Raw genomic sequence first — 26,335 nt, 5'->3', positions numbered from 1 at the left:
TGCAGCGGCGTTGGCTGCGCTCGCTCGCCCGGGTCACTTACTACAGTAAGCTCCCCGGGACTGACTCGTTTGCCGCCTTGCTACAACGCCAACTGATTTGAGGAAACCTACGCTGGTGCGTTGTAGCCCGGATAAGCCGCTGGCGGCGCCTCCGGGGGGACGATGGTGAGATTAGCGTTGTAGCCCGGACAGGCCGCTGGCGTCGCTATCCGGGATGACGGTGGCGAAATTAGCCGATCTGCCCGTTACCCAAATGCTTAACGCGGCGTTTAACTTCTTCCTGCTTGCCGGCGTTGAACGGACGGGCGTCCGGGCTGCCGAGATAGCCGCAGACCCGTCGGGTGACCGACACCCGGGCGGCATCGTGGTTGCCACATTTCGGGCAGGTAAAGCCTTTACTGGTACATTCGAACTCGCCGGTAAAGCCGCACTCATAGCACTCATCGATCGGCGTGTTGGTACCGTAATAGGGGACATGCTGGTAGCTGTAATCCCAGACATCTTCCAGCGCTTTCAGGTTGTGCTGGATATTCGGGTATTCGCCGTAGCAAATGAAGCCCCCGTTGGCCAGCGGCGGATACGGCGCTTCGAAGTCGATCTTGTCGTACGGGTTAACCTTTTTCTCGACATCGAGGTGGAAGCTGTTGGTGTAGTAGCCCTTATCGGTCACCCCTTCAATGACGCCGAATTCGGCGGTATCAAGACGGCAGAAGCGATCGCAGAGGTTTTCGCTCGGCGTGCTGTACAGGCTGAAGCCGTAGCCGGTCTCTTCTTTCCAGCGGTCGACGGCGTCACGCAGACGTCGGACGATGGCGACGCCTTTTTCACGCAGCGCGTCGCTATCGTACATATGCTGGTTGCCAGACAGCGCGTTGATGGTTTCGTGGATACCGATATAGCCCAGCGAAATAGAGGCGCGACCGTTTTTAAAGATCTCTGATACATCGTCGTCGGCCTTCAGGCGTACGCCGCAGGCGCCTTCCATGTACAGGATCGGTGCCACGCGCGCTTTCACTCCTTCCAGGCGGGCAATGCGCGTCATCAGCGCTTTGTAAGCCAGCTCCAGACGGTTATCCAGCAGCTTCCAGAATGTCGCTTCATCACCTTTCGCTTCCAGCGCAATGCGCGGCAGGTTGAGGCTGATCACGCCGATATTGTTGCGGCCGTCGTGGATCTGCTCGCCGTTTTCTTCATAGACGCCGAGGAAGCTGCGACAGCCCATTGGCGTTTTAAACGAACCGGTGACTTTCACCACCTGATCGTAGTTGAGAATGTCCGGGTACATGCGCTTGCTCGCGCACTCCAGCGCCAGCTGCTTGATGTCATAGTTCGCGTCGCCGAACTTGTGGTTCAGGCCGTCGCGAATGGCGAATACCAGTTTCGGGAATACCGCAGTTTTGCGGTTTTTGCCCAGGCCGGCGATGCGGTTACGCAGGATAGACTGCTGAATCAGGCGGGATTCCCAGCTGGTGCCGAGACCAAAGCCAAAGGTGACGAACGGCGTCTGCCCGTTGGCGGTATGCAGAGTATTGACTTCGTATTCCAGCGACTGGAAGGCGTCGTAGCACTCTTTCTCGGTACGCGAGCGGGCATAGCCTTCCGCATCAGGGATCTGCCACTCTTCGGCAATTTTACGGTGCTTGTTGAAGCTTTCTTTGACGAACGGCGCCAGCACTTCATCGATGCGGTTAATGGTGGTGCCGCCATAAATGTGGCTGGCGACCTGGGCGATAATCTGCGCCGTTACCGCCGTGGCGGTGGAGATCGATTTCGGTGGTTCAATCTCCGCGTTGCCCATTTTAAACCCGTGCGTCAGCATCCCTTTCAGATCGATCAGCATGCAGTTGAACATCGGGAAGAACGGCGAATAGTCGAGATCGTGGTAGTGAATCTCACCGCGCTCGTGGGCAAGCACCACATCGCGCGGCAGCAGATGCTGGCGGGCGTAATGTTTGGCGACGATACCGGCCAGCAGGTCGCGCTGGGTCGGGATGACTTTACTGTCTTTGTTGGCATTTTCGTTAAGCAGGGACGAGTTGGTTTGCTCAACCAGACCGCGAATTTCCTGGTTCAGGCGGCCGCGTTTTTCACGCTCGATATCGCGGTCGTGGCGATATTCGATATAGGCCCGGGCCAGCTGTTTCCACGGCCCTGACATCAGCTGGTTCTCAACGGCAGTCTGAATCTCGTTGATATCAACCTGGCTACGGTCCTGCATTTGCTGGCTAACGACTTCTGCGACGGTGGCGCAATAGTCTGCGTCATCGACTCCCGCTGCTTTAGCTGCACGCAGAATTGCTTCTTTAATGCGCTCAGATTTGAACGGCACTTTACAGCCATCACGTTTCATCACATGCGGTGTCATGATCACTCCATACTTTATAAAACAGGTTATCCACAGAGGCGGAAGTATCGCCGGCGTCGCGGGGGCTTTAGCTGCCGCCGTTTTGCGTCGGTTCCGGCCCTTTTTATCCACATCCCACCACCGCCACAGAACGATGGGATGTGCTGACATAATAGACGATTAATACAAGATGTAGGGCCGGGATGCATTCTAAGTTCTATATGTAGTGATTTGCATCAAAGATGTTTGCGATTTTATTGACGCAGAACAAAGTAAAAAGACGAGAGTACGGATGGTGGGCGCTGGGCGTTATGTAAATTTATCTGACTATAAAATAAGCAAAAAATGGCCTGAAGGGGGAAGTATTCAGGCCGGAAATGCCCTGCGTCAGGCCATCAGGGTGTCATTAAGCAGATCGACCAGCAGCAGCAGGGCATAGCGTGCCAGCTGCGGACTATCGGGAAGGGGAATAATATCGGCGGCCATATTGGCCAGCGCATGCTGTGGCGGCGTTAGCGCGATGATGGTGACGCCCTGGGTTCGCGCCTGGAGCGTTGCGCTTTGTAAAACCGTATCGGCCTCGGCGGTCACCAGCACCAGCAGCAGATGATCGTCGCTGAGGGTGCTGGCGGTCATGCGCATCAGCGAGGCATCCTGACACAGGTTAATGGCAATGCCGGCGGGCAGCAGCTGATGCTGGAGTAGCGATGCCAGCGCCGTATCCTGGGCGCCGAGGGCAAAGCAGTGGACGGCGCGGGCCTCGCGCAGCCGGGATTTGAGCTTTTCCACCGCCGTTTCCGAGGTATTCGCCAGCTGCTGGGCGAGGGTGGAGCCAAGATAGCTCAGCGCGTCCCGCCAGGCGGCGGGCAGGGCATTGCTGTCCGGCGCCAGCCAGCTGGCGCGGCGCTCGCTGGCCTGCGCCAGCTGTTTGCGCAGATCGCGAATATCCTCGCAGCCGACGGAGCGGGCAAAGCGGGTGATCGTCGCCGGGCTGACGCCGGCGCTGGCGGCCAGTTCGTCGATAGAAGCGCTGGCGGTAAAGCTTAAGTTTTTCAGGATAAACGCGGCGACTCGCGACTCCTGAGCGCTAAAACGAACTAACCCTTCCTGCAACTGACCTACGATATCCATCCTGACTGTCCCTTTCTCCGGAAGATGATTTGAAAATATTTTTCACTTATCGCTTTCTGCCATTTATAGCACCAGTACAGAGTTTTTCCTAATGACAGGCGAAGTCAGCGCTGAAAAACGCAATAATAATGCTGAAAAATTCATCCCCGATCACATCGGTGAAAATTATTTTCATATAGCCTTCACTCTTACACAATCTTAACAATATATTCATGTATGCCTTGACGGGCCAGATCACGAAACCACAAGAGGAAAACGCGATGCAACGAATCGTTCTGTGTTGTGCGGCGGGCATGTCGACCAGCATGCTGGTCAACAAAATGAAGGCGGAAGCGCAGCAGCGCGCGCTGGCGCTGGATATTTACGCCGTTGCGGTGGCGGAGTTTGAGCGCGAGTTGGCCAATGCCGATGTGATCCTGCTGGGTCCGCAGGTGAAGTATGAAGCCGGGCGCCTGAGCGCGCTGGCCGCTCCGCACGGTAAAGCGGTGGCGGTGATTGATATGGCCGACTACGGCATGATGCGCGGAGCGGCCGTGCTCGATAAGGCGCTTTCGCTGCTTAATCACTGATTTTTCTCTCTTAAATCTGAACCACCACGCGCAATCATGCCGGTTGCGTGCGGCTCTCTGCATGCCGAAAGGGGCCTCTATGCAAACACTGAAAATCGCCGTGATTGGCGGCGGCAGTAGCTACACGCCGGAGCTTATTGAAGGAATTATCGTTCGTTATGAGCAGCTTCCGGTCACCGAGCTGGCGCTGGTCGATGTTGAATCCGGCAGGGAGAAGGTCGGGATTATCGCCGCGCTGACGCAACGGATGTTGAAACACAAAGGGCTGGAGCACGTTACCGTCAGCGTCCATTTTACGCTTGATGAGGCGATTCGCGGCGCCAGCTTTGTCTTAACCCAGCTGCGCGTCGGCCAGCTGGCAGCGCGCGCGGCGGATGAACGCCTTGGGCTGAAGTATCATCTGCTGGGGCAGGAGACTACCGGCGTCGGCGGATTCGCTAAGGCACTGAGGACCATTCCGGTGATCCTTGAGGTGGCGCGCAAAGTGGAAGCGCTGGCGCCGGAGGCGTTTATTCTCAACTTCACCAACCCGGCGGGGATCGTCACTGAAGCGGTGAGCCGCTACAGCAAGGCAAAGATCATTGGCCTGTGCAACGTGCCCATTAATATGCAGCACATGATCGCCGGCATGCTGGGCGCCAGAGAGGAGGAGGTCAAACTGCGTTTTGCCGGCCTCAACCATATGGTCTGGGTGCATAAGGTCATGCGCGGGGGCGAAGATGTCACCCGCAAGGCGATCGACATGCTGTGTGATGGCCAGGCGCTGTCGATGAATAACATCAAGGAGCTGCCGTGGCCGGCGGAATTTCTGCGGGCGCTGAACGCGATTCCCTGCCCGTATCACCGCTACTTCTGGCTGACGCCGGCGATGCTGGCGGAAGAGATCGCCGCGGCGAAAAGCAAAGGCACCCGCGCCGAGCAGGTGATGAAGGTCGAACAGGAGCTGTTCGCGCTGTACGCCGATCCGGGGCTGGCTGAGAAACCGGCGCAGCTCAGCTTCCGCGGCGGGGCCTACTACTCCGAAGTTGCCGTGGAACTGATTACCGCCATCCACAACAATCTCGGTAAGGAGATGGTGGTCAACACCCGCAACAACGGTGCGATTCACGGGCTGGATGATGACGCGGTGGTGGAGACCAACAGCATTATTGATGCCCAGGGGGCACGGCCGCTCACCTTTGGCGCATTGCCTCCGGCGATGAATGGCCTGACGCAACAGGTGAAAGCGTTCGAACGGCTGACCATTGAAGCCGCGGTCCACGGCTGTCGCGACAGCGCGCTGCTGGCGCTGGTGACCAACCCGCTGGTGGGGAACGTCACCGATGCGCAGGCGTTACTGGATGAAGTGTTAACTATCAACCGTCAGTGGCTGACGCAATTTAACTGACCATTATTTCCTTCGGGGATCGCAAATGTCGAACACTACCTTCATTGAACGTTACGTCATGCCTGCGGCGCTGAAATTCGCCGGGCAAAAACATGTTCTGTCCGTACGCGACGGCATTATTCTTAATATGCCGTTTATGCTGATTGGTTCGTTTTTCCTGATTTTTGCCTATCTGCCGATTCCGGGCTATGCCGATATGATGAGCGGCCTGTTCGGCGATGTCTGGCGCGATAAAATTCTCTATCCGGTGAAAGCGACCTACGACATCATGGCGCTGATCTCCAGCTTCGGCATCGCTTACCGGCTGGCAGAGAAATACCGTACGCTGGATCCGCTGACCGCAGGCGCCCTGTCGCTGGTCGCTTTTGTGATGACCATTCCACAGCACACGCTGTTCACCCCGGTCCACGGGGCGGCGGAGGTGGTGAAAGGGGTGATTCCGGTCGGGCTGGTCGGTAGCCAGGGGCTGTTTGTGGCGATCGTGATTTCGCTGCTCTCTACTGAGATTTACCGCTTTGTCGCCGGGCGTAATCTGGTTATTCGCATGCCGGACGGTGTACCGCCGGCGGTGGCGAAATCCTTCCTCGCGCTGATCCCCGGATTCTGCGTGCTGGCGGTGGTGCTGGCGCTGCGTCTGGCCGTGGAAGCCTCCTCGTTCGGCGATATCAACAGCATGATCGCGACCATTATCGGTATTCCGATGCACCATATCGGCGGTACGCTACCGGGGATGATTATCTCGGTTATCCTGATCGGTATCCTGTGGACGCTGGGCCTGCACGGTGATGCTATCGTGCTGGTGTTTATCCAGCCGGTGTGGCTGTCGAATATGTCCGAAAACCTGACGGCGTTTCAGAACGGCCAGCCGATTCCGCACATTATTACGCAGCAGTTTTACGACCTGTGGATCGCCCCGGGCGGTACCGGAGCGCTGCTTGGGCTGGTGATTTTTATGCTGTTCAGAAGCCGTAGCCAGCAGATGAAGCAGTTAGGGAAAATCGCCGCGCCGGGCGCGTTGTTCAACATCAGCGAACCGATGGTATTCGGCATTCCGCTGGTGATGAACCCCTGGTTCTTCCTGCCGTTTATTTTGACGCCGGTGCTGCTGGTGATTGTTTCGTATACCGCGATGGCCACCGGGCTGGTGGCGCCGCCGGCGGGGATTGCGCTACCGTTTACCACGCCGATTTTTATCAGCGGCTACCTGGCGACGGGCGGGCATATTTCCGGGACTATTCTGCAGGTCGTTAACCTGAGTATTTCGCTGGTGGTCTATTACCCGTTCTTCCGGGCGTGGGATCGTCTGAAAGCGAAAGAGGAACATGCGGCGACGCAGTCGGAAGTGAGCGCTACGCTGTCTGCGGCTGACCGCACGTAACGTCTGCTCACTCCGGCGCGGCAGCGCCGCTGTCCGGGCTACCGGCTCGCCGAAGTTGGCGAACCCGTAGCCCGGTTACAGGCAGCGCTCCAGGGGTTACTCCTGCAGCCACCATACCGCTTCAAACGGCCGTAGGGTCATGGCGGCCGGGCGATTCGCCGCTTCCGCGTAATTGCTCATCAATACCTGCCAGTCGCCGTCCACCTCCTCCGGCTGCCAGCTCTGGAACTCGCGGCTCAGGTTCGCCGCGACGACCAGCGTTTTCCCTTGCCACTGGCGGCGATAACACCACAGCGACGGATGATCAGGCAGCAGGTCCAGATAGTCGCCCCAGGTCAGCACCGGCGTGGTTTTACGCAGCGCAATCAGCCGCTGGTAGGTGTAAAAGACGGAATCCGCATCCGCCAGCGCCGCCTCGACGTTGATCGTCTGATAGTTATCGCACAGCGCAATCCACGGTTCACCGGCGGTAAACCCGCCCTGGTCGCGAGCGTCCCACTGCATCGGCGTGCGGCTGTTATCGCGCGATTTACTGGCCAGAATCGCCAGCAGCTCATCGGGAGCCTGTCCCTGCGCCGAGCGCTCAATAAACATGTTATGACTCTCGACGTCGCGATAATCGCCGATCTGCGAGAAGTGCGGATTGGTCATGCCAATCTCTTCACCCTGATAAATATAGGGAGTGCCCTGCATGCCGTGCAGGACCATCGCCAGCATTTTCGCCGCCGGTACCCGGTATTCCCCTTCATCGCCAAAACGCGACACGATACGTGGCTGATCGTGGTTACACCAGAACAGCGCATTCCACGCCCGGTTGTGCATGCCCTGCTGCCAGTGAGTGAACAGCGCTTTCAGCACCACGTAGTCCGGGCGCGCAAGGGTCCATTTTTCGCCGCCGGGATAGTCCACCTTCAGATGGTGGAAGTTAAAGGTCATCGACAGCTCGCGGCCGTCCTGTGCGGCATATTGCTGGCAATGTTCCAGCGAGGTAGAGGACATCTCGCCGACCGTCATCAGATTACGCGGCGTGAAGACATCGCGGCTCATCTCCTGCAGGAATTCGTGGACCCGCGGACCGTCGGTATAAAAACGGCGGCCATCCCCCTGGGTATCCGACGGGAAGGTTTGATCTTTCGAAATCAGGTTGACCACATCGAGGCGCAGGCCGTCGACGCCGCGGTCGGCCCAGAACTCGCACACCTTTTTGAGTTCCGCACGGACCGCCGGGTTTTCCCAGTTGAGATCTGCCTGCTCCGCGGCGAACAGATGCAGATAGTACTGCCCGCTCTCCGCGTGCCACTGCCAGGCGTTGCCGCCAAACTTCGAGCGCCAGTTATTGGGCGGCGTCGTCGGTTCGCCATCGCGCCAGATATAAAACTGGCGGTACGGACTCGCTTTATTCAACGACTCGCGAAACCAGGCGTGGGCGGTAGAGGTATGGTTGAAAACCATATCCAGCACGATACGGATCCCGCGCGCTTTTGCCTGGGCGACCAGCTCGTCGAAATCATCCAGCGTGCCGTAAGTGGGATCGATGGCGGTATAGTTCGCCACATCGTAGCCGTTATCGACCTGCGGTGAGACGTAGAAAGGCGTCAGCCAGATGGCGTCCACGCCAAGTTTTTGCAGGTAGTCGAGGCGCGAGGTGACCCCACGCAGATCGCCGGTACCGCTGCCGGTTGTGTCCTGGAAACTCTTCGGATAAATTTGATAAATAACGCCGTTTTGCCACCAGTGGGGGAGGGTATTCATATCGCTTTCCTGCTACAACGAAGGGGCGCCAGCGCGCCCCGGAAGTAAAAATCAGACAATCTGTAATGTGCCCTGACGGAACTTACGCTGATAGATGACGGTGGTGAGAACAATCGGCACCACCACCGCAATGACCATCGCTAAGCCGAATACCTGCCAGTAAGTTGGCTGAATGGAGAGGATGCCCGGCAGGCCGCCGACGCCGATCCCGTTCGCCATGACGCCATTCAGGCCGCACAGCAACCCGGCAAGACCGGAGCCGATCATCGCGCAGAGCATCGGGAAGCGGTACTTGAGGTTGATGCCGTACATTGCCGGCTCTGTGACGCCCAGGTAGGCGGAGATCGCCGCCGGGACGGAGATTTCACGCTCATTCTGCTTGCGGCTGGCGATAATAATGCCGACTACCGCCGAGGCCTGAGCGATGTTGGACAGCGCAATCAGCGGCCATACCGGCGTACCGCCCATGCTCTGAATCATCTGCATATCGATAGCCAGCGTGGTCTGATGGACCCCGGTAATGACCAATGGCGCGTAGAGGAAGCCGAACAGCGCGGCGCCAATCGGCGCAAAGCTACCGGTCATCAGGTGGCGCACGGCAAAGGCGACGCCGTCGCCGATCATGCGGCCAAACGGACCGATAAAGGCGTGAGCGAGGAACACCGCCAGAATCAGGGAGCAGACCGGTACCACCACCAGATAGAGGTAGTCAGGCACGATGCGTTTCAGGCGCGTTTCGATAAAGCCGAGCGCCAGACCCGCCAGCAGCGCCGGGATGACCTGCGCCTGGTAGCCGACCTTCGCAATCGTAAACAGGCCGAAGTTCCACACTTCCGGCACCTGCTGGCCCAGTAGATAGGCGTTCATCAGCTGTGGAGAGACCAGCGTGACGCCGAGCACGATGCCGAGGATCGGCGTGCCGCCCATTTTCTTCACCGCTGACCAGCAGATACCCACCGGCAGATAGAAGAAGATGGCTTCGCCAATTAGCCACAGGAAGTCATAAATGGTTTTCAGCGACGGGTGCATCTGCGCCAGCGTCTGGCCGTTGCTCATCGGCAGATCGCCGATCACGTTGCGGAAACCGAGGATCAGACCGCCGCTGATCAGCGCCGGTAGCAGCGGGAAGAAGATCTCGGCAAAGTGCGAGATCAGCTGCTCGTGCCACTTCATATTTTGCCGCGCCGCCTGCTTGGCCTGTTCCTTATCGGCAGACGCTTTGCCGGTGGTCGCCAGCAGGGCTTTGTAGTAATCGCCGACTTCTGTGCCGATCACGACCTGGAACTGCCCGGCGTTGGTAAAGCAGCCTTTCACCATGCGCAGCTGCTCAATTTCTTTCGGTTTGGCGATGGCCGGATTGTTCAGCACAAAGCGTAGACGGGTAATACAGTGACTGACGGTCGCAATGTTATCGCGCCCGCCGACCAGTTCGATTAATTTATCGATGTCCTGCTGATTTACTTTGCTCATTATGAGGCCTCAAAACAGAGGGAAGAGATTGCGTAATGACCTGAGACGAATCCTAACCGCTCCGTTCAACTTTCAAAATGGGAACGTTCCCGAAACGCAGCAACGATCACATAAATCCAACAAACGGGCTTAAATCAGCGCGGCGGGAATGACGATTTGACGAGGTTCTGCCTGGCCGCCGATCTGGGCGATCAGCTGTTGGGCCGCCTGGCGACCGGCCTCGGCGTAACCGGGATTCACGGTCAGGATTTCCGGATGGAGAAACTTCATCAGCGGCGTACTGCCGACGCTGGCGACCTGCAGATGTCCAATGCGTTGCTCTTGCAAATACTTGCTGGCGCCGAGGGCGAGGGTATCGGTCGCGCACACCAGCGCGCTGGTATCGGGGGTCAATACGCCGGCGACATTTTCATAACCCTGTTTCATGGCCAGGCCCGGCAGGGCGGCGGACGGGATCAACTGATGCTGCTCGCAAAAATTGAGGTAGGCCTGATGGCGGCGCTGCCCGGTGGTGACGTCGCTATGCGGTACCCCGAGGAAGCTGATATGCCGATGACCGCCATCGTACAGACGCTGCATCAGCATGTTCACCGCGCCGTTGTCGTCGTAGCAGACGGAGGCGAATCCCGGCGCGTCGCGGGCCAGCAGCACCATCGATTCCCGCCACGGCGTCAGCATCTCTTCGCTAATGCCGGTAAAGCCAAACAGTACCACGCCGTCGATATTGCGGCGGGCGAGGATCCCCAGGTGCTCGCCGACCAGCGCGGGAGAGAACTGGCTTTCCATCATAATCGGATCGTAACCTTGCTCGTAAAAGGCGGGCAGCATGGTCTGTACGGCAAGGTTTTCCGACAGCGAGTCCAGACGGGTGACGATAATCGCCACCACTTTATCGCTCTGACCACGCATCGCCCGCGCTGAGCGGGAGGGCGAGAAGCCGTGCTGTTGCATCACCGCCTCGACCCGTGCACGGGTGCGCTCATTGACGCCGCTTTCGTTATTAAGCACGCGGGATACCGTCGATTTCCCGACGCCGCTTAAGCGCGCGATATCTTTGATGGTCAGCCGGTTTTGCATGCAGAGGTCTCGTCGTGGTCCGATAAAAGTGAGCCTAATGCTACTCAACCAAACCGCAATGAGCAAAGTCTGGTTTACGTCTTGTTTAGTTACGCGGGGTTATCATTAAGACAGTGGCTATAAATTGCCTGTTGCTCGCGGTACTCTCGCGCCGCTTTTACTCACTTACCGGAGATTATATGGACCCCGATCCCACTCCTCATCCTCGATGGAGTTACATCCTTTTCCGGTAAGCCTGCTTAGCACTGCTTTACCGGAAGCGTAAAGCAGTGACGTCCTTGATGTCCCTGCCATAAAAAAATAATACCTGACAGGTAAGGTTCTATCGTGCCTGTCTGTTTTGCCGCGTTCGTCTGTACGAGCGTGGAGGGACTGTTTATGCTGAAAAATATCACCCGGCAGCTGTTTGCACAGCTCAGCCGCCATTTGCCGCGCCGACTGGTTCAGCGCGATCCGTTACCTGATGCCCGCAATCTGGCCACTGCGCCGATTCCGGATTCGTTGGGTAAGCACTGCCTGAACGTGGCGGCAATGGACGAAAATGAAATCTGGCGCGCCTTCGAAAGCCACCCGGAAGGGCTTAACGACGCCGACGTTGCGCGGAAAATTGCCCGCTACGGCGATAACCAAATTCCGGCACAAAAACCGGCGCCGTGGTGGGTGCACCTCTGGACCTGCTACCGCAACCCGTTCAACCTGCTGCTGACCGTGCTGGGTATCGTCTCGTATGCGACGGAAGACCTGTTTGCCGCAGGCGTGATTGCGCTGATGGTGGGGATCTCCACGCTGCTCAATTTCATTCAGGAAGCCCGCTCGACCAAAGCGGCGGATGCGCTGAAGGCGATGGTCAGCAACACCGCGACGGTGCTGCGGGTGGTCAACGAACAGGGCGAAAGCCGCTGGTGCGAACTGCCGATTGATCGGCTGGTGCCTGGCGATATCGTGAAGCTGTCGGCCGGGGATATGATCCCGGCAGACCTGCGTATTCTTCAGGCGCGGGATCTGTTCGTGGCCCAGGCGTCGCTGACCGGTGAATCGCTGCCGGTCGAAAAAGTGGCGAGCAGCCGCGACCCGCAGCAGGGCAACCCGCTTGAGTGCGATACCCTGTGCTTTATGGGCACCAACGTGGTGAGCGGAACGGCGCAGGCGATGGTCTTCGCCACCGGCGGCAACACCTGGTTTGGTCAGCTGGCCGGGCGGGTAAGCGAGCAGGAGAGCGAACCCAATGCCTTCCAGAAAGGCATCAGCCGCGTCAGCATGCTGTTGATCCGCTTTATGCTGGTGATGGCGCCGGTGGTGCTGCTGATCAACGGCTACACCAAAGGCGACTGGTGGGAAGCGGCGCTGTTTGCCCTGTCGGTGGCGGTGGGCCTGACGCCGGAGATGCTGCCCATGATTGTCACCTCGACCCTGGCACGCGGGGCGGTGAAGCTGTCGAAACAGAAAGTCATTGTGAAGCACCTCGACGCGATTCAGAACTTTGGCGCGATGGACATCCTGTGCACGGATAAAACCGGCACCCTGACTCAGGATAAAATCGTGCTGGAAAACCATACCGATATTTCCGGTAAGGTCAGCGAGCGGGTTCTGCATTGCGCATGGCTGAACAGCCACTATCAGACCGGGTTGAAAAACCTGCTCGATAAGGCCGTGCTGGAAGGCGTGGATCTGGATGCGGCGCGCCAGCTTTCTGAACGCTGGCAGAAAGTCGATGAAATTCCCTTCGACTTCGAACGTCGCCGTATGTCGGTGGTGGTGAGTGAACAAGACGGCGTGCATCAGCTGATCTGCAAAGGTGCGCTCCAGGAGATCCTCAACGTCTCGACCCAGGTGCGCCACAATGGTGAAATCGTGCCGCTGGACGATACCATGCTGCGCCGTATCAAACGCGTCACCGATACCCTGAATCGCCAGGGGCTGCGCGTGGTGGCGGTGGCGACTAAATATCTGCCCGCCCGCGAAGGTGACTATCAGCGGATTGACGAGTCCGATCTGATCCTTGAAGGCTATATCGCCTTCCTCGACCCGCCGAAAGAGACCACCGCCCCGGCGCTGAAAGCGCTGAAGGCTAGCGGCATTACCGTCAAAATCCTCACCGGCGATAGCGAGCTGGTGGCGGCGAAGGTGTGCCATGAAGTGGGGCTGGACGCCGGCGAGGTGGTCACCGGTAGCCAGATTGAAGACATGAGCGATGACGAGCTGGCGGCGCTGGCCAAACGCACGACCCTGTTTGCACGTCTTGCGCCGTTACATAAAGAGCGCATCGTCACGCTGCTTAAACGCGAAGGCCATGTGGTCGGCTTTATGGGCGACGGCATCAACGATGCTCCGGCGCTGCGCGCGGCGGATATCGGTATCTCCGTGGATGGCGCGGTGGATATTGCGCGCGAAGCTGCGGATATTATTCTGCTGGAAAAAAGCCTGATGGTGCTGGAAGAGGGGGTGATCGAAGGTCGCCGTACTTTCGCCAACATGCTGAAATACATCAAAATGACCGCCAGTTCGAACTTTGGTAATGTCTTCAGCGTGCTGGTGGCGAGCGCCTTTTTGCCGTTCCTGCCGATGCTGCCACTGCACTTGCTGATCCAGAACCTGCTGTACGATGTATCCCAGGTGGCGATCCCGTTTGATAACGTCGACGACGAGCAGATTCAAAAACCGCAGCGCTGGAATCCCTCGGAACTGGGGCGCTTTATGGTCTTCTTTGGCCCGATAAGCTCGATTTTCGATATCCTGACCTTCTGCCTGATGTGGTGGGTGTTCCAGGCCAACGTGCCGGAAGCCCAGACGCTGTTCCAGTCGGGCTGGTTTATTGAAGGGCTGCTGTCGCAAACGCTGATTGTGCATATGATCCGTACGCGGCGGATTCCGTTTGTTCAGAGCCGCGCCGCATGGCCGCTGTTTGCCATGACGCTGGTGGTGATGCTGGTTGGCATCGCTTTGCCGTTCTCGCCGCTGGCGGGCTATCTGCAGCTGCAGGCCCTGCCGCTGAGCTACTTCCCGTGGCTGATTGCTATTCTGGCAGGCTACATGACGCTGACGCAGATGGTAAAAGGCTTCTACAGCCGTCGCTACGGCTGGCAATAACCCGTCTTTGTGCCGACCGTTCTCCCTCAGGGGAGGACGGTCTTTTTGGCATTTCTCTTAAATCTCAGAAAGTTGTGAACCCCGTCATCCCGTTTGCTTGACGCTCTTTTGCGCGCATGTTAACCCAATGTTTTGCTTTTTTTTGGCCCGTCATCAAAAGGAAAACTCATGCTTAACTCTGTGCGCTATGGCCTGCTGACCAGCGGATTATTATTTGGCGCGATGGCACATGCCGCTCCGGCCGGCGATCTGCCGCTGATGCCATGGCCGGCTCAGGTCGAACGCCCGCAGTCGCCGGGGGCGTTGGTGGTGAATAACGCGCTGACGCTGAACGTGACCGGCGACGTGCCCGGCGACGCCGTGGGCCGCTGGCGCGAGCGCATTGCCCGCCAGACCGGCTGGACGTTACAACCGCAAATGGCGCCGGTTACCACGCCGACAATTAACGTGGTGGTGGCCAAAAAAGTGCCGGCGATTCCTCGTCCTGACAGTGATGAAAGCTACCAGCTGAAGGTGACTGCCGAGGGCGTTACCCTCAAGGCGAATACCCGGTTTGGCGCGATGCGCGGGATGGAAACGCTGCTCCAGCTGATGCAGAACGGCGCCGAGAACACGGCAATTCCTTACGTCACGATTGATGATGCGCCGCGCTTTCCGTGGCGCGGGCTGCTGCTGGATTCCGCTCGCCACTTCATGCCGCTGGAGGCGATCAAACGCCAGATTGACGGCATGGCGGCGGCCAAGCTCAACGTCTTCCACTGGCATCTGACCGACGATCAGGGCTGGCGCTTCGCCTCCACGCGGTATCCGAAACTGCAACAGAAGGCCAGCGACGGGCTGTTTTATACTCAGGCGCAGATGAAAGAGGTGGTGCGCTACGCGGCGGACCGCGGCATTCGCGTGGTGCCGGAAATCGATATGCCCGGCCACGCGTCGGCGATTGCGGTGGCCTACCCGGAGCTGATGAGCGCCCCGGGGCCCTACGGCATGGAGCGCCATTGGGGCGTACTGAAACCCGTGCTCGATCCCAGCAAAGAGACCACCTACGCCTTTGCCGAGGCGATGATCGCCGAGCTGGCGGCTATTTTCCCCGACCCGTATCTGCATATCGGCGGGGATGAAGTGGACGACAGTCAGTGGAAAGCGAACCCGACTATCCAGGCGTTTATGCGCGAGAAGGGGCTGGCCGATAGCCACGCGCTGCAGGCGTACTTCAACCGCAGGCTGGAGGCGATCCTCGAAAAATACCACCGGCAGATGGTCGGCTGGGATGAGATTTATCACCCGGACCTGCCGAAAAGCATTCTGATTCAGTCCTGGCAGGGACAGGACGCGCTGGGCGAGGTGGTAAAGCAGGGCTATCGGGGGATCCTCTCCACCGGTTTCTATCTCGACCAGCCGCAGTACACTGCCTATCACTATCGTAATGAAATTGTGCCCCAGGGGCTGAACGGCGTGGATACGATAAGTGATAACGACAGCGCGCAGAGCTGGAGTTTCTCGATGCCACGGCTGAAGGGCAGCGCGGTGGAGGGAAGCTTTACACTGGTTAAAGGCGAGAGCGGCTGGCGCGGGTTTATTGATTTCAAAGGCAAATCTCGTCGTGCGGTGCAGGATATTGAATGGGGCGGCGACGATCGGCTGACCTTTCGCGTCGACACCTGGATGGGGGAAACCCGACCGGTGCTGACCGTGAACGACGATAAGCTGGGCGGCTATTTCCTGCTGGGCAACACCCGCTATCCTGTCAGCGGGCAAAGGCTGGAAGCGGTGCCCCAGGGTACGCCGCCGGTGGTCCCGGAGGCGGACCAGCAGAAGAACCTGCTCGGCGGCGAGGCGGCGCTATGGGCGGAAAACGTGGCGGCGCCGGTGCTGGATATTAAACTCTGGCCGCGGGCCTTTGCGGTGGCGGAGCGGTTGTGGTCGGCGCAGGATGTCAACGACAGCGATAACATGTATCAGCGGCTACAGGCGATGGACAGCTGGTCTACGGTGTCGGTTGGCCTGCAGCAACATACCCAGCAGCTGGTGCAGTTCACGCGCTTAGCCAACGGCGGCAGCACGCTGCCGCTGCAAATTCTCGCCCAGGCGCTGGAGCCGGCGCACTACTACACCCGCCAGCATCTGAAATTCCAGGCTAATCATTATCATCTGTTTGAGCCGCTGAACCGCCTCGCCGATGCGTTACCGGCAGAAAGTACGACCGTGCGCAACCTCGATCGTTGGGCGTCGCGTTTGATCAGCGATGCGGAAGACAGCGAAAGCGCGGATGCGCTGCGCCATATTTTTACCCTCTGGCAAAATAATATCGCCGATGCGCAGGCGCTGACGGAAAACAGCTATCAGCTGGCGGCGATAAAGCCGGTGGTGGCGCAGGTGGATAAGCTGGCGACGCTGGGGATACGGTTGACCGATCTGGTGGCGCGGCAGGGCACGCTGGATGATAAAGAGTATGCGTCGGTTCAGGCGCAGCTGGACGAGGCGGCGAAAACGCAGGATGAGCTGGTGATTGCGGCGGTTTATCCGCTGGAGAAACTGCTGCGGGCGACGAAGGTCGAGTAGTGAAACTCCCTCACCCGGCGCGGTAATAAAGGCGCATGGGTGAGGGGATGCGAGGCTTAGCGACGAATGGCGATCGCTTCGATCTCGATTTTCACATCTTTCGGCAGGCGAGCCACTTCCACGCAGGAGCGCGCCGGGAAGGTCGCGTGATGTTCGGTGAAGAACGCTTCATAAGCGGCATTCACGGTGGCGAAGTCGTTCAGATCTTTAACGAATACGGTCGTTTTAACAATGTCGCCGACTTTCAGGCCTGCGGCTTCAACGATAGCTTTGACGTTGTCCAGAGACTGACGCGCCTGAGCGGCGACATCTTCCGGCACGCTACCGGTTTTCGGATCGACGGGGATCTGGCCGGAAGTGATGATCATGCTGCCCAGATCAACACCCTGAACATACGGGCCGATTGCTGCTGGTGCATTTTCCGTCGCGATAGTTTTAGACATGAGTTCTCCTGAATAACAGCATTATTAAGTAGTGACGCAAAATCCTTCGAGTTGCAGCGACGCGGCAAGGGGCTAACCGCCCGCACGGCCGACAAAGAAGCAGCTTGAAGGATAGCGCGTATGGAACCCGGCCATTATAGGGAGCCGGGTTGCCAATACCAACCTCAATTAGTTGGCCAGAACCACATAATGCGAAAACTCTTTTTCACAATATTTGCACTTCAGCGCGATATCGTTTTCCCGCTTTTTCACCGCAAAGCTGGAGGAAACCGGCTCGGCATGGCTGATACAGTTGCTGTTCGGGCAGACCAGCACGCTGTTAATCCGATCCGGCAGATTCGGGCGTGACTTACCGACTACTTCATAATCATCGATGCGGTTGACCGTCGCATGCGGGGCATACAGCGCCAGCTGGTTTACCTGCTCGTCGGTCAGGAACGTATTCTCGATTTTTACCAGGTCCTTGCGGCCCATTTCACCTGACGGCAGGTTCAGGCCGATGGTGATCCGCTGATCCGTTTCGGTCAGTTTAAACAACGTCAGCAGTTTAAAGCCCACCTGCGCAGGGATGTGGTCGATAACGGTGCCACGTTTAATGGCTTCTACCTGCAGTTTATTATCGTGTGTCATGGTCGTTTCCCCTTACAGAGCCAGCTCGCTATTCAGTACCAGTGCCAGTAACGCCTGGCGTGCGAAGATGCCGTTGCCGGCCTGCTGGAAGTACCAGGCGTGCGGCGTTTTATCGACATCGGTGGTGATTTCATCAATGCGCGGCAGCGGGTGCAGCACTTTCATATTGTGACGGGCGCCGTCGAGGTCGGCGGCACGCAGGACAAACTGCGCTTTCACGTTGGCGTATTCCGACGGGTCAAGACGCTCTTTCTGCACGCGGGTCATGTACAGAATATCCAGCTCTCCCATCACTTCATCAATGGCGCTGTGCACGCTCCAGGCAATCCCTTTCTCATCCAGCATATCGAGGATGTACTGCGGCATCGCCAGCGCATCCGGGGCGATAAAGTAGAAGCGGTTGCCGTTGAATTTCGCCAGCGCCTGGGTCAGCGAATGGACGGTGCGGCCATATTTGAGGTCGCCAACCATCGCGACGTTGAGGTTTTCCAGGCGGCCCTGAGTTTCCTGAATGGTGAAGAGATCCAGCAGGGTCTGCGTCGGGTGCTGGTTAGCGCCATCGCCGGCGTTGAGGACCGGGATACCGCCGGAAAACTCGGTCGCCAGACGCGAAGCCCCTTCCTGCGGATGGCGCATCACGATGGCGTCGACGTAGGTGCTGATGACCGAAATGGTGTCGGCCAGGGTTTCCCCTTTTTTGCCCAGCGAGGTGTTGCTGCTGTCGGAAAAGCCCACCACGCTGGCGCCGAGGCGGTGCATCGAGGTTTCAAACGACAGGCGGGTACGGGTGGAGGCTTCAAAGAAACAGCTGGCGATAACCTTATGCTTCAGCAGTTCCGGCTGTGGATTCGCTTTCAGTTTTGCAGCGGTCGCCAGGACCAGTTCGAGGTCTTCTCGGCTGAGATCGTTTATGGAAATGATATGTTTTTGATATAGCGGGTTAGCCATGTTTATCTCCTGACGCCTGGGCAAAAAAAAGCCCCTTAAATAAGGGGCTTCGAGAATTCATTGAGCAACGGAAAGAAAAACGCTACGCCAGCGCCTGTGTTCAGACGCGGTAAGACAGAATGTCGTACGCAGTAGACCATGCTTCCTCCCGGCAAATCGACCGGCATTATACGCAGCTCAAATTTCGGATCAAGCGATTAGTACACAAACAAGAAAACGATTGCTTCGATAAGGCTGCGCCAGCGCAAAAAACCGTAAAAAAGAGGTGGTATGGCAGTGTGAAGGGGCGTATAAAAACAAAAATGAAAAGCTGTTTTATCTTTGAGAGGTACTATGATCGTTGGTCACATTCACCATCTGCAGGCCTGGCTACCGGACGCGTTGCGTCAGGCGATTGAGCACGTTAAAGCCCACGTGAGCGAAGAGACGTCGCCCGGCAAATACGATATTGACGGTAACAACGTGTTTTATATGATTTCAGAAGATACGACCGAACCTCTTGCCGCCCGCCGCGCGGAATACCATGCGCGCTATCTGGATATCCAGATTGTGCTGCGCGGCCAGGAGGCCATGACCTTCAGCACCCGCCCTGCCGCCGGCGCAGCGGACATCGACGGGCTGGCGGAGAGAGATATTGCGTTTCTGTCGGCCGGCGAACAGGAGAAAACCGTCATTCTGAACGAGGGGGATTTTGTGGTCTTTTACCCTGGAGAAGTGCATAAGCCGCTGTGTGCCGTGGGCGAACCGGCCAAAGTGCGTAAGGCGGTAGTGAAGATCCTGATGGCGTAAAAAATCCCCCGCAGGCGCTACGCTTACGGGGGAGGTCATCCGGATGAAGGCTCTTGTGCCGCAATCCGGGGAGATCATCCGCTAGCCGGTCAGGCGCGATAGCACCGCTCCGGGATGATCCGTACCAGATGCGCTATTTACTCAGCGTTGCCACCATCACCGCTTTGATGGTGTGCATCCGGTTTTCCGCCTGATCGAAGACGATGCTTGCCGGCGACTCAAAGACCTCGTCAGTCACTTCCATGCCGCCATGCAGGCCGTATTCCTCCGCCATCTGCTGACCAAGGGTCGTTTGATCGTCATGGAACGCGGGCAGGCAGTGCAGAAATTTCACCTGCGGATTACCGGTCAGCGCCATCATGTTGCTATTCACCTGATAAGCGCGCAGTAACGCAATGCGTTCCGCCCATTTCTCTTTGGCTTCGCCCATCGAGACCCACACGTCGGTGTAGATAAAGTCCGCCCCTTGCACGCCCGCCGCGATATCTTCGGTCAGAGTGATGTTGCCGCCGTTTTTCTGTGCCAGCGCCCGGCATTCTGCCACCAGATTTTCTTCGGGCCAGCAGGCCTTCGGAGCCACCAGGCGCAGATCCAGACCGGTCAACGCCGCGGCTTCGAGCATGGAGTTGCCCATATTGTTGCGGGCGTCGCCTGCATAGACCAGGGTCATTTCGTTAAAGGCTTTCCCCGGCAGATGTTCCTGCATGGTCAATAGATCTGCCAGCAGCTGGGTGGGATGAAACTCGTTGGTCAGACCGTTCCATACCGGAACACCGGCATATTTGGCCAGCGTTTCGACCACTTCCTGACCATGACCGCGGTACTGAATACCGTCATACATCCGGCCCAGCACGCGGGCGGTATCTTTAATGGATTCTTTATGGCCGATCTGGCTGCCGCTTGGCCCGAGATAAGTGACGCGGGCACCCTGATCAAATGCGGCAACTTCGAAAGAGCATCGTGTCCGGGTAGAGTCTTTTTCGAAGATGAGCGCGATGTTTTTTCCAGCCAGATGCTGGATTTCAATACCGTTTTTTTTATCGGTTTTCAGTCTGGCCGCCAGCTTCAGCAGAGCGGTGATTTCTGCAGGGGTAAAATCGAGTAACTTTAAAAAATGCTTCTGGTAAAACGCGGACATGATTCCCTCACATGGCTTAAGCCCCTTATTGAATTAAAATTCAATTTATATGTATGAATATTCATTTGCAACCCCGTGACACAAATCTTTCGCACAAAGGTGGAGGCAATCACGGCGGTATGTGACAATAGAAGTATCTGCCGCACATTATGAGGAACGAGCCATGGCAAACCCGGAACTACTGGAAGAACAGCGTGAAGAAACGCGTCTGATTATCGAAGAGCTGCTCGAAGACGGCAGCGATCCGGACGCGCTGTACACGATTGAACACCATCTCTCTGCCGACGACTTTGAAACGCTGGAGAAAGTGGCTGTCGAGGCCTTCAAACTGGGTTACGAAGTGACCGAGCCGGAAGAGCTGGAAGTGGAAGAAGGCGAAGTGGTTATCTGCTGTGACATCCTGAGCGAAAGCGCCCTGAAGGTGGAGCTGATTGATGCCCAGGTTGAACAACTGATGACTCTGGCGGAAAAATTCGGCGTCGAATATGACGGTTGGGGTACTTACTATGAAGACCCGAACGGTGAAGAGGGCGATGAAGAAGATGACGACGATCTCGTCGATGAAGACGATGACGGCGTTCGCCACTAAGTAAATCTGCACGTCATCCTTCAGGCCGCGTCTTTGCTGGCTACGCACAGGAACCCCGGCGACATCGTTCTCTATGTTGTCGGGGTTTTCGTCTCGTTATACCCTGAACAATAATATTGTGTCTGTTTGGATGCGATAACGGCCGGCAGCCGTTACCGTATAGCAAGGAACCTCAATGGACTACCCGCAAATACTCGCCCCCGTAAGTCACTTCCTGCACTGCCCGACGCCACAGGCGTGGATTGATGAAGCCCGTAAGCCGGAAAATCTCCCGCTGCTGCTGACCGATCATATGGTTTGTGAGCTAAAAGCGGCGCAAAACGCGCTGCTACTGGTGCGTAAATATGTTGCTGATAAAGAAGGGGCCGACGAGCTGCTGGCCTGCCTGAAGCCGTATGAGGACTTTACCTATCGCCGGGGGCCCGAGCCGGATTTCGTCGCGCTGCATAAACGGATTAATAAGAGCGCCATGCCGCAAACCGACGATCCCTGGAGCCGTCAGCTGGTGGACAGCATGGTACTGCTGATTAAAGAAGAGCTGCACCATTTCTGGCAGGTGCGGGAGATGATGCAGGCTCACGCTATCCCGTACGTCAAAATCACCGCCAGTAATTATGCCCGCGGGTTGCGCAGAGAGGTACGCTCCCACGAACCGGTGATGCTCATCGATAAGCTGATTTGCGGAGCCTACATTGAAGCGCGCTCCTGCGAGCGCTTTGCCGCGCTGGCGCCGTGGCTGAATGACGATCTGCAGAAGTTCTATCTGTCGCTGCTGCGCTCCGAAGCGCGGCACTATCAGGACTATCTGGATTTGGCGCAGCAGATTACCGAAGAGGATATCAGTGAACGTATTCACCAGCTTGGCGAGGCGGAGGCGGCGTTAATTCTCCGACCTGAGGCGGAGTTCCGCTTCCACAGCGGCGTACCGATGGTCGCGGCGTAAAGTGCCTTTCCCCGGAGGCGGGTCCGGACGACCAAACCTGACGAGGCCCGGCTAACGGCGCTGCACGCCTTATCCGGGGTATCTGAGGGGGAGAGCCCGTCGCCCCGGTAAGACCGGGGACGTGCGGCTGACGGGCACGAGCGCTTACAGCGTTTTCAGCATCCGCACTTCGCAATCTACATGACCGGTGCAGCCCAGCGGGCCGTCGATATGTTCGAAGCCCAGGCGCTCATACAGCCCGACGGCTTCTTTCAGGAAGGCGGTGGTTTCCAGATAGCAGCGTTTGAAACCCTGCTCGCGGGCATAATCTAACGCCAGCAGCGCCAGCTTTTTCGCCAGTCCCTGCCCACGGGCAGAGGTCATAAAATACATTTTCTGCAGTTCGCAAATATCCGGTTCGCTATGTGCCAGCGGAGCAATGCCGCCGCCACCGACCACCCGACCATCCTGCTCAACCACCCAATAGGCGGAGCCCGGCTGGCTGTAGAGTTCAAACAGCTCATCGAGGTTGGGGTCGGCTACGGTGTAGCCCTTATCAGCCGTCAGCCCGTATTCCGCAGAAACCTGGCGGATAACGTTGGCGATAGCAGCATTGTCTTCAGCGGTGATGCGGCGCAGCGACGCCGTAACGGTCGCGATCGTATTCATACGATTACTCATAGCAAAAAAATGACGGATGGTGTTGTTAATAACATCGGGAGCGGGGGGAGCGCAAGCGGGGATCGCGGATTAAAACGCCCCCTGCCTGAGCAGGCAAGGGGCGGGAGGATTACAGCGCGGCGATGACCGCCTGCTGTTCGATCAGTTTGCTTTTCGCTTCGGCATAACCGTCCAGCTTCTCACGCTCTTTGGCGATCACCGCTTCCGGTGCGCGAGCGACAAAGCCTTCGTTGGCCAGTTTGCTTTCGATGCGGCTGATTTCACCGTCGATCTTCGCCACTTCTTTCGCCAGACGCGCCAGCTCATCTTCTTTGTTGATGAGACCCGCCATCGGGATCAGCAGCTCGGCGCCGTCGATGATTTTGGTCACGGAAACCGGACCTTTGTCGTCGGCTGGCAGTACGGTGATGCTTTCCAGACGCGCCATGGACTGCAGGAAGCTCTGGTTGTCGGTCACGCGACGCTGAGCGTCAGCGCTGCAACCGCGCAGCAGCAGTTCGAGCGGTTTGCCCGGGGCGATGTTCATTTCCGCACGGATGTTACGTACGGCAACGATCGCCTGCTTCAACCATTCGGTATCGGCCAGCGCCGCTTCATCAACCTGCGCCGCATCGTAAGCCGGGAACGGCTGCAGCATGATGGTATCCGCATCGATACCGACGATAGTTTTCACACGCTGCCAGATGGTTTCGGTGATGAACGGAATGATCGGATGCGCCAGACGCAGCAGACCTTCCAGCACGGTGACCAGCGTGTTGCGGGTGCCGCGCAGCTCGGCTTCAGATCCGCCGGTCATGACCGGTTTGGTCAGCTCCAGGTACCAGTCGCAGAACTGGTTCCAGGTGAACTCATACAGGATGCCGGCGGCGATGTCGAAGCGGAAGTTATCCAGCGCTTCGCGGTACGCTTTTACGGTCTGGTTGAATTCGGCAAGGATCCAGCGGTCCGCCAGCGACAGGACTTTCTCGCCGCCGTTGAAGCCGCAGTCCTGATCTTCGGTGTTCATCAGCACGAAACGACTGGCGTTCCACAGCTTGTTACAGAAGTTACGGTAACCTTCCAGACGCTTCATGTCCCAGTTGATGTCGCGGCCGGTGGAGGCCAGCGCCGCCAGGGTGAAGCGCAGGGCGTCGGTGCCGTGCGGCTCGATACCGTTCGGGAACTGTTTCTCGGTGCGTTTGGCGATTTTCTCCGCCAGCTGCGGCTGCATCATGTTACCGGTGCGTTTCTCCAGCAGCTCTGGCAGGGAGATGCCGTCAACCATATCCAGCGGGTCAATAACGTTGCCCTTGGATTTGGACATCTTCTGGCCTTCGTCGTCACGAATCAGACCGGTCATGTAGACGGTATGGAACGGTACCTGCGGTTTGCCGTTTTCATCTTTGATGAAGTGCATGGTCATCATGATCATGCGGGCAATCCAGAAGAAGATGATGTCGAAACCGGAAACCATCACGCTGGTCGGGTGGAACTGACGCAGCGCATCGGTGTTTTCCGGCCAGCCGAGGGTGGAGAAGGTCCACAGCGCGGAGGAGAACCAGGTGTCGAGCACGTCTTCGTCCTGGCGCAGCGCGACGTCAGCGGAGAGGTTGTTCTCCTGACGCACTTCGTCTTCGGTGCGGCCTACGTAGACGTTGCCTTCGTTGTCATACCACGCCGGGATACGGTGACCCCACCACAGCTGACGGGAGATACACCAGTCCTGAATATCGCGCATCCAGGAGAAGTACATGTTTTCGTACTGCTTCGGCACGAACTGAATGTCGCCGTTTTCAACCGCTTCTACGGCAGGCTTCGCCAGCACGTCGGCACGCACGTACCACTGGTCGGTCAGCATCGGCTCGATCACCACGCCGCCACGGTCGCCGTACGGCACGGTCAGATCGTGAGGTTTGATCTCTTCAAGCAGGCCGAGCGCATCGATGGCTGCCACCACGGCTTTACGCGCAGCGAAACGCTCCAGATTCTGGAATTCCGCCGGGATCTCTGCGGAGTAAACGTCGGACTCTTCGCCTTTGGTATCGTACACCTGCGCGCTTTCGCGGATGTCGCCGTCAAAGGTCAGGATGTTGATCATCGGCAGAGCGTGACGTTTCCCGACTTCATAGTCGTTAAAGTCGTGCGCCGGGGTGATTTTCACGCAGCCGGTGCCTTTTTCCATATCGGCGTGTTCATCGCCGACGATCGGAATGCGGCGGTTAACCAGCGGCAGCACCACGAATTTACCGATCAGATCTTTATAACGCGGATCTTCCGGGTTAACGGCCACGCCGGTGTCGCCCAGCAGGGTTTCCGGACGGGTGGTCGCCACGACCAGGTAATCTTTACCGTCGGCGGTTTTCGCGCCGTCGGCCAGCGGGTAGCGGATGTGCCACATCGAGCCTTTAGACTCGCGGTTTTCCACTTCCAGGTCGGAAATCGCGGTACGCAGTTTCGGATCCCAGTTAACCAGGCGCTTGCCGCGGTAAATCAGGTCTTCTTTGTACAGACGAACAAAGACTTCTTTTACGGCATTGGAGAGGCCTTCATCCATGGTGAAGCGCTCGCGCTCCCAGTCCACGGAGTTGCCCAGGCGACGCATCTGACGGGTAATGGTGCCGCCGGATTCCGCTTTCCACTGCCAGATTTTATCGATAAAGGCATCGCGACCGTAGTCGTGGCGAGTTTTCCCTTCTTCTGCGGCAATCTTACGCTCAACCACCATCTGGGTCGCGATACCCGCGTGGTCGGTACCGGCCTGCCACAGAGTATTTTTACCCTGCATGCGCTGGTAGCGAATCATGGTATCCATGATGGTTTGCTGGAAGGCATGACCCATATGCAAACTGCCGGTGACGTTCGGCGGCGGGATCATGATGCAGAAGCTCTCCTGGCTTTCATCACCATTCGGTTTGAAATAGCCCTGCTTTTCCCAATGCTCGTAGAGCGGCTGTTCGATATCTTGTGGGTTGTATGTCTTTTCCATTATTTCCAGGTTGCCGTATTCAGGTTGAAACCAGCCATGCGGTACGCTTTGTAGCGTTCGCGCGCCAGTTGTTTCAGAGAATCTTCGTAAGGGACAAAGTCTATCACTTCTGTGAAAGCGGTGGCAAAATCTGCAAAGTTTAGCCGCAGACTGATCAGAATATCCCGCGGGCTGCTGTTGCGTTTTTGCGGCCAGGCGATCTCCACCGGCGCTCCGCCTCTGGGGCCTTCTCCCGCCAGATTATGCGGGACGAAGCTTTCCGGAGGGCGGGCCCACAGCGCTTCATCCAGACGGATGGCCTGCTGTTCGTCTTCACAGGCGATAAGCACGCGTTTGCCGCTACGCCAACGTTCTGCGGCAATGTCACACACCAGTTGTTCAACGGCGCTTAAACCGTCTTGTTGTGTGTCGTTGTCCAGAAGGTAGAACGTTGCGTTTTTCATATATGGGGCTTCTTGTGGTGACTTTAAATG

23 protein-coding genes are annotated in these 26,335 nt (G+C 57.6%); 9 read left to right on the top strand and 14 right to left on the bottom strand.

The window, feature by feature from the left end; genetic code table 11:
- Nucleotides 1-229: 229 nt before the first annotated feature.
- Complete coding sequence (gene nrdD, locus DSD31_RS23165; RefSeq protein ID WP_004857238.1) at nucleotides 230-2,365, bottom strand: anaerobic ribonucleoside-triphosphate reductase; 2,136 nt, start codon at nucleotides 2,363-2,365, stop codon at nucleotides 230-232.
- 366 nt (nucleotides 2,366-2,731) lie between these two features.
- Nucleotides 2,732-3,475, bottom strand: coding sequence for a MurR/RpiR family transcriptional regulator (locus DSD31_RS23160; protein ID WP_015585302.1), 744 nt, complete (start codon nucleotides 3,473-3,475; stop codon nucleotides 2,732-2,734).
- 305 nt (nucleotides 3,476-3,780) lie between these two features.
- Between DSD31_RS23160 and DSD31_RS23155 the strand changes: the two genes are divergently transcribed.
- The 3 genes from DSD31_RS23155 (at nucleotide 3,781) to celB (ending at nucleotide 6,809) form a co-directional block, all read left to right on the top strand.
- Nucleotides 3,781-4,044, top strand: a complete 264-nt coding sequence (locus DSD31_RS23155; protein ID WP_230132549.1) for a PTS sugar transporter subunit IIB — start codon at nucleotides 3,781-3,783, stop codon at nucleotides 4,042-4,044.
- A 79-nt stretch (nucleotides 4,045-4,123) separates the two neighbouring features.
- Complete coding sequence (locus DSD31_RS23150; RefSeq protein WP_032718591.1) at nucleotides 4,124-5,431, top strand: 6-phospho-beta-glucosidase; 1,308 nt, start codon at nucleotides 4,124-4,126, stop codon at nucleotides 5,429-5,431.
- Nucleotides 5,432-5,456: 25 nt separating this feature from the next.
- Nucleotides 5,457-6,809, top strand: a complete 1,353-nt coding sequence (gene celB / locus DSD31_RS23145; RefSeq protein WP_004857251.1) for a PTS cellobiose transporter subunit IIC — start codon at nucleotides 5,457-5,459, stop codon at nucleotides 6,807-6,809.
- 96 nt (nucleotides 6,810-6,905) lie between these two features.
- Here celB and treC read toward each other — a convergent pair whose 3' ends face one another.
- The 3 genes from treC to treR all read right to left on the bottom strand — a co-directional run bounded on the left by treC (nucleotide 6,906) and on the right by treR (nucleotide 11,108).
- On the bottom strand, nucleotides 6,906-8,561 hold the full coding sequence (treC, locus tag DSD31_RS23140) for an alpha,alpha-phosphotrehalase (RefSeq protein ID WP_113991339.1): 1,656 nt from the start codon (nucleotides 8,559-8,561) through the stop codon (nucleotides 6,906-6,908).
- Between the two features lie 51 nt (nucleotides 8,562-8,612).
- Nucleotides 8,613-10,031, bottom strand: a complete 1,419-nt coding sequence (gene treB / locus DSD31_RS23135; RefSeq protein ID WP_004857263.1) for a PTS trehalose transporter subunit IIBC — start codon at nucleotides 10,029-10,031, stop codon at nucleotides 8,613-8,615.
- A gap of 129 nt (nucleotides 10,032-10,160) precedes the next feature.
- Entirely contained in the window at nucleotides 10,161-11,108 is a 948-nt protein-coding gene (treR, locus tag DSD31_RS23130; protein WP_113991338.1) for a trehalose operon repressor TreR, read from the bottom strand.
- A 179-nt stretch (nucleotides 11,109-11,287) separates the two neighbouring features.
- Here treR and mgtL point away from each other — a divergent pair, with 179 nt between their 5' ends.
- The 3 genes from mgtL to DSD31_RS23115 all read left to right on the top strand — a co-directional run bounded on the left by mgtL (nucleotide 11,288) and on the right by DSD31_RS23115 (nucleotide 16,757).
- Nucleotides 11,288-11,341, top strand: coding sequence for a mgtA regulatory leader peptide MgtL (gene mgtL, locus DSD31_RS26665; RefSeq protein WP_155417144.1), 54 nt, complete (start codon nucleotides 11,288-11,290; stop codon nucleotides 11,339-11,341).
- Between the two features lie 145 nt (nucleotides 11,342-11,486).
- Complete coding sequence (mgtA, locus tag DSD31_RS23120) at nucleotides 11,487-14,195, top strand: magnesium-translocating P-type ATPase (protein WP_015585300.1); 2,709 nt, start codon at nucleotides 11,487-11,489, stop codon at nucleotides 14,193-14,195.
- A 168-nt stretch (nucleotides 14,196-14,363) separates the two neighbouring features.
- Nucleotides 14,364-16,757, top strand: a complete 2,394-nt coding sequence (locus DSD31_RS23115; RefSeq protein WP_065905703.1) for a beta-N-acetylhexosaminidase — start codon at nucleotides 14,364-14,366, stop codon at nucleotides 16,755-16,757.
- A 56-nt stretch (nucleotides 16,758-16,813) separates the two neighbouring features.
- Here DSD31_RS23115 and ridA read toward each other — a convergent pair whose 3' ends face one another.
- The 4 genes from ridA to DSD31_RS23095 all read right to left on the bottom strand — a co-directional run bounded on the left by ridA (nucleotide 16,814) and on the right by DSD31_RS23095 (nucleotide 18,918).
- Complete coding sequence (ridA, locus tag DSD31_RS23110) at nucleotides 16,814-17,200, bottom strand: 2-iminobutanoate/2-iminopropanoate deaminase (RefSeq protein WP_004857278.1); 387 nt, start codon at nucleotides 17,198-17,200, stop codon at nucleotides 16,814-16,816.
- Nucleotides 17,201-17,368: 168 nt separating this feature from the next.
- Entirely contained in the window at nucleotides 17,369-17,830 is a 462-nt protein-coding gene (pyrI, locus tag DSD31_RS23105; RefSeq protein WP_004857283.1) for an aspartate carbamoyltransferase regulatory subunit, read from the bottom strand.
- Between the two features lie 12 nt (nucleotides 17,831-17,842).
- Complete coding sequence (gene pyrB / locus DSD31_RS23100) at nucleotides 17,843-18,778, bottom strand: aspartate carbamoyltransferase (protein ID WP_004857285.1); 936 nt, start codon at nucleotides 18,776-18,778, stop codon at nucleotides 17,843-17,845.
- A gap of 35 nt (nucleotides 18,779-18,813) precedes the next feature.
- Nucleotides 18,814-18,918: a pyrBI operon leader peptide gene (locus DSD31_RS23095; protein ID WP_015585298.1), complete on the bottom strand. Its 105-nt coding sequence runs from the start codon at nucleotides 18,916-18,918 to the stop codon at nucleotides 18,814-18,816.
- A 193-nt stretch (nucleotides 18,919-19,111) separates the two neighbouring features.
- Here DSD31_RS23095 and DSD31_RS23090 point away from each other — a divergent pair, with 193 nt between their 5' ends.
- Complete coding sequence (locus DSD31_RS23090) at nucleotides 19,112-19,567, top strand: YhcH/YjgK/YiaL family protein (RefSeq protein ID WP_004857287.1); 456 nt, start codon at nucleotides 19,112-19,114, stop codon at nucleotides 19,565-19,567.
- Nucleotides 19,568-19,700: 133 nt separating this feature from the next.
- Here the strand turns inward: DSD31_RS23090 and argF are convergent, their stop codons facing one another.
- Both argF and argL read right to left on the bottom strand, forming a co-directional pair.
- On the bottom strand, nucleotides 19,701-20,705 hold the full coding sequence (argF, locus tag DSD31_RS23085; RefSeq protein ID WP_004857290.1) for an ornithine carbamoyltransferase: 1,005 nt from the start codon (nucleotides 20,703-20,705) through the stop codon (nucleotides 19,701-19,703).
- The gene (gene argL / locus DSD31_RS26705; protein ID WP_371033352.1) at nucleotides 20,675-20,770 is read right to left on the bottom strand and encodes a putative translational regulatory protein ArgL; all 96 of its coding nucleotides are present in this window, start codon (nucleotides 20,768-20,770) and stop codon (nucleotides 20,675-20,677) included. Before argL ends, argF begins: the two co-directional genes overlap by 31 nt.
- Nucleotides 20,771-20,868: 98 nt before the next feature.
- Here argL and rraB point away from each other — a divergent pair, with 98 nt between their 5' ends.
- Both rraB and miaE read left to right on the top strand, forming a co-directional pair.
- Nucleotides 20,869-21,294, top strand: a complete 426-nt coding sequence (gene rraB, locus DSD31_RS23080) for a ribonuclease E inhibitor RraB (protein WP_004857292.1) — start codon at nucleotides 20,869-20,871, stop codon at nucleotides 21,292-21,294.
- A gap of 175 nt (nucleotides 21,295-21,469) precedes the next feature.
- Nucleotides 21,470-22,237: a tRNA isopentenyl-2-thiomethyl-A-37 hydroxylase MiaE gene (miaE, locus tag DSD31_RS23075; RefSeq protein ID WP_113991337.1), complete on the top strand. Its 768-nt coding sequence runs from the start codon at nucleotides 21,470-21,472 to the stop codon at nucleotides 22,235-22,237.
- A 144-nt stretch (nucleotides 22,238-22,381) separates the two neighbouring features.
- On the opposite strand, the gene DSD31_RS23070 is transcribed toward miaE, so the two are convergent.
- From DSD31_RS23070 to holC, 3 genes are all read right to left on the bottom strand, one after another.
- Entirely contained in the window at nucleotides 22,382-22,885 is a 504-nt protein-coding gene (locus DSD31_RS23070; protein WP_004857300.1) for a GNAT family N-acetyltransferase, read from the bottom strand.
- 121 nt (nucleotides 22,886-23,006) lie between these two features.
- Complete coding sequence (locus DSD31_RS23065) at nucleotides 23,007-25,862, bottom strand: valine--tRNA ligase (RefSeq protein WP_032718598.1); 2,856 nt, start codon at nucleotides 25,860-25,862, stop codon at nucleotides 23,007-23,009.
- Nucleotides 25,862-26,305: a DNA polymerase III subunit chi gene (gene holC, locus DSD31_RS23060; protein ID WP_004857306.1), complete on the bottom strand. Its 444-nt coding sequence runs from the start codon at nucleotides 26,303-26,305 to the stop codon at nucleotides 25,862-25,864. Before holC ends, DSD31_RS23065 begins: the two co-directional genes overlap by 1 nt.
- Nucleotides 26,306-26,335: the final 30 nt, after the last annotated feature.

Origin of the sequence: Klebsiella sp. X13 (assembly GCF_003323835.1) — a bacterium.
In the GTDB taxonomy this organism is placed as follows: Bacteria; Pseudomonadota; Gammaproteobacteria; order Enterobacterales; family Enterobacteriaceae; genus Klebsiella; species Klebsiella ornithinolytica.
The sequence above is the reverse complement of the archived record's forward strand: the minus strand, read 5'-3'. Positions and strand labels throughout refer to the sequence as shown.

Excerpts from the sequence above, each read along its gene's own strand:
- pyrB (WP_004857285.1), bottom strand. The coding sequence starts at position 18,778 with ATGGCTAACCCGCTATATCAAAAACATATCATTTCCATAAACGATCTC.
- argL (WP_371033352.1), bottom strand. The coding sequence starts at position 20,770 with ATGAATATTCATACATATAAATTGAATTTTAATTCAATAAGGGGCTTA.
- DSD31_RS23115 (WP_065905703.1), top strand. The coding sequence starts at position 14,364 with ATGCTTAACTCTGTGCGCTATGGCCTGCTGACCAGCGGATTATTATTT.
- pyrI (WP_004857283.1), bottom strand. The coding sequence starts at position 17,830 with ATGACACACGATAATAAACTGCAGGTAGAAGCCATTAAACGTGGCACC.
- DSD31_RS23155 (WP_230132549.1), top strand. The coding sequence starts at position 3,781 with ATGCTGGTCAACAAAATGAAGGCGGAAGCGCAGCAGCGCGCGCTGGCG.
- argF (WP_004857290.1), bottom strand. The coding sequence starts at position 20,705 with ATGTCCGCGTTTTACCAGAAGCATTTTTTAAAGTTACTCGATTTTACC.
- holC (WP_004857306.1), bottom strand. The coding sequence starts at position 26,305 with ATGAAAAACGCAACGTTCTACCTTCTGGACAACGACACACAACAAGAC.
- ridA (WP_004857278.1), bottom strand. The coding sequence starts at position 17,200 with ATGTCTAAAACTATCGCGACGGAAAATGCACCAGCAGCAATCGGCCCG.
- DSD31_RS23070 (WP_004857300.1), bottom strand. The coding sequence starts at position 22,885 with ATGAATACGATCGCGACCGTTACGGCGTCGCTGCGCCGCATCACCGCT.
- DSD31_RS23160 (WP_015585302.1), bottom strand. The coding sequence starts at position 3,475 with ATGGATATCGTAGGTCAGTTGCAGGAAGGGTTAGTTCGTTTTAGCGCT.
- DSD31_RS23090 (WP_004857287.1), top strand. The coding sequence starts at position 19,112 with ATGATCGTTGGTCACATTCACCATCTGCAGGCCTGGCTACCGGACGCG.
- DSD31_RS23150 (WP_032718591.1), top strand. The coding sequence starts at position 4,124 with ATGCAAACACTGAAAATCGCCGTGATTGGCGGCGGCAGTAGCTACACG.
- miaE (WP_113991337.1), top strand. The coding sequence starts at position 21,470 with ATGGACTACCCGCAAATACTCGCCCCCGTAAGTCACTTCCTGCACTGC.
- treC (WP_113991339.1), bottom strand. The coding sequence starts at position 8,561 with ATGAATACCCTCCCCCACTGGTGGCAAAACGGCGTTATTTATCAAATT.
- celB (WP_004857251.1), top strand. The coding sequence starts at position 5,457 with ATGTCGAACACTACCTTCATTGAACGTTACGTCATGCCTGCGGCGCTG.
- nrdD (WP_004857238.1), bottom strand. The coding sequence starts at position 2,365 with ATGACACCGCATGTGATGAAACGTGATGGCTGTAAAGTGCCGTTCAAA.
- mgtA (WP_015585300.1), top strand. The coding sequence starts at position 11,487 with ATGCTGAAAAATATCACCCGGCAGCTGTTTGCACAGCTCAGCCGCCAT.
- rraB (WP_004857292.1), top strand. The coding sequence starts at position 20,869 with ATGGCAAACCCGGAACTACTGGAAGAACAGCGTGAAGAAACGCGTCTG.
- DSD31_RS23095 (WP_015585298.1), bottom strand. The coding sequence starts at position 18,918 with ATGGTCTACTGCGTACGACATTCTGTCTTACCGCGTCTGAACACAGGC.
- treR (WP_113991338.1), bottom strand. The coding sequence starts at position 11,108 with ATGCAAAACCGGCTGACCATCAAAGATATCGCGCGCTTAAGCGGCGTC.
- treB (WP_004857263.1), bottom strand. The coding sequence starts at position 10,031 with ATGAGCAAAGTAAATCAGCAGGACATCGATAAATTAATCGAACTGGTC.
- DSD31_RS23065 (WP_032718598.1), bottom strand. The coding sequence starts at position 25,862 with ATGGAAAAGACATACAACCCACAAGATATCGAACAGCCGCTCTACGAG.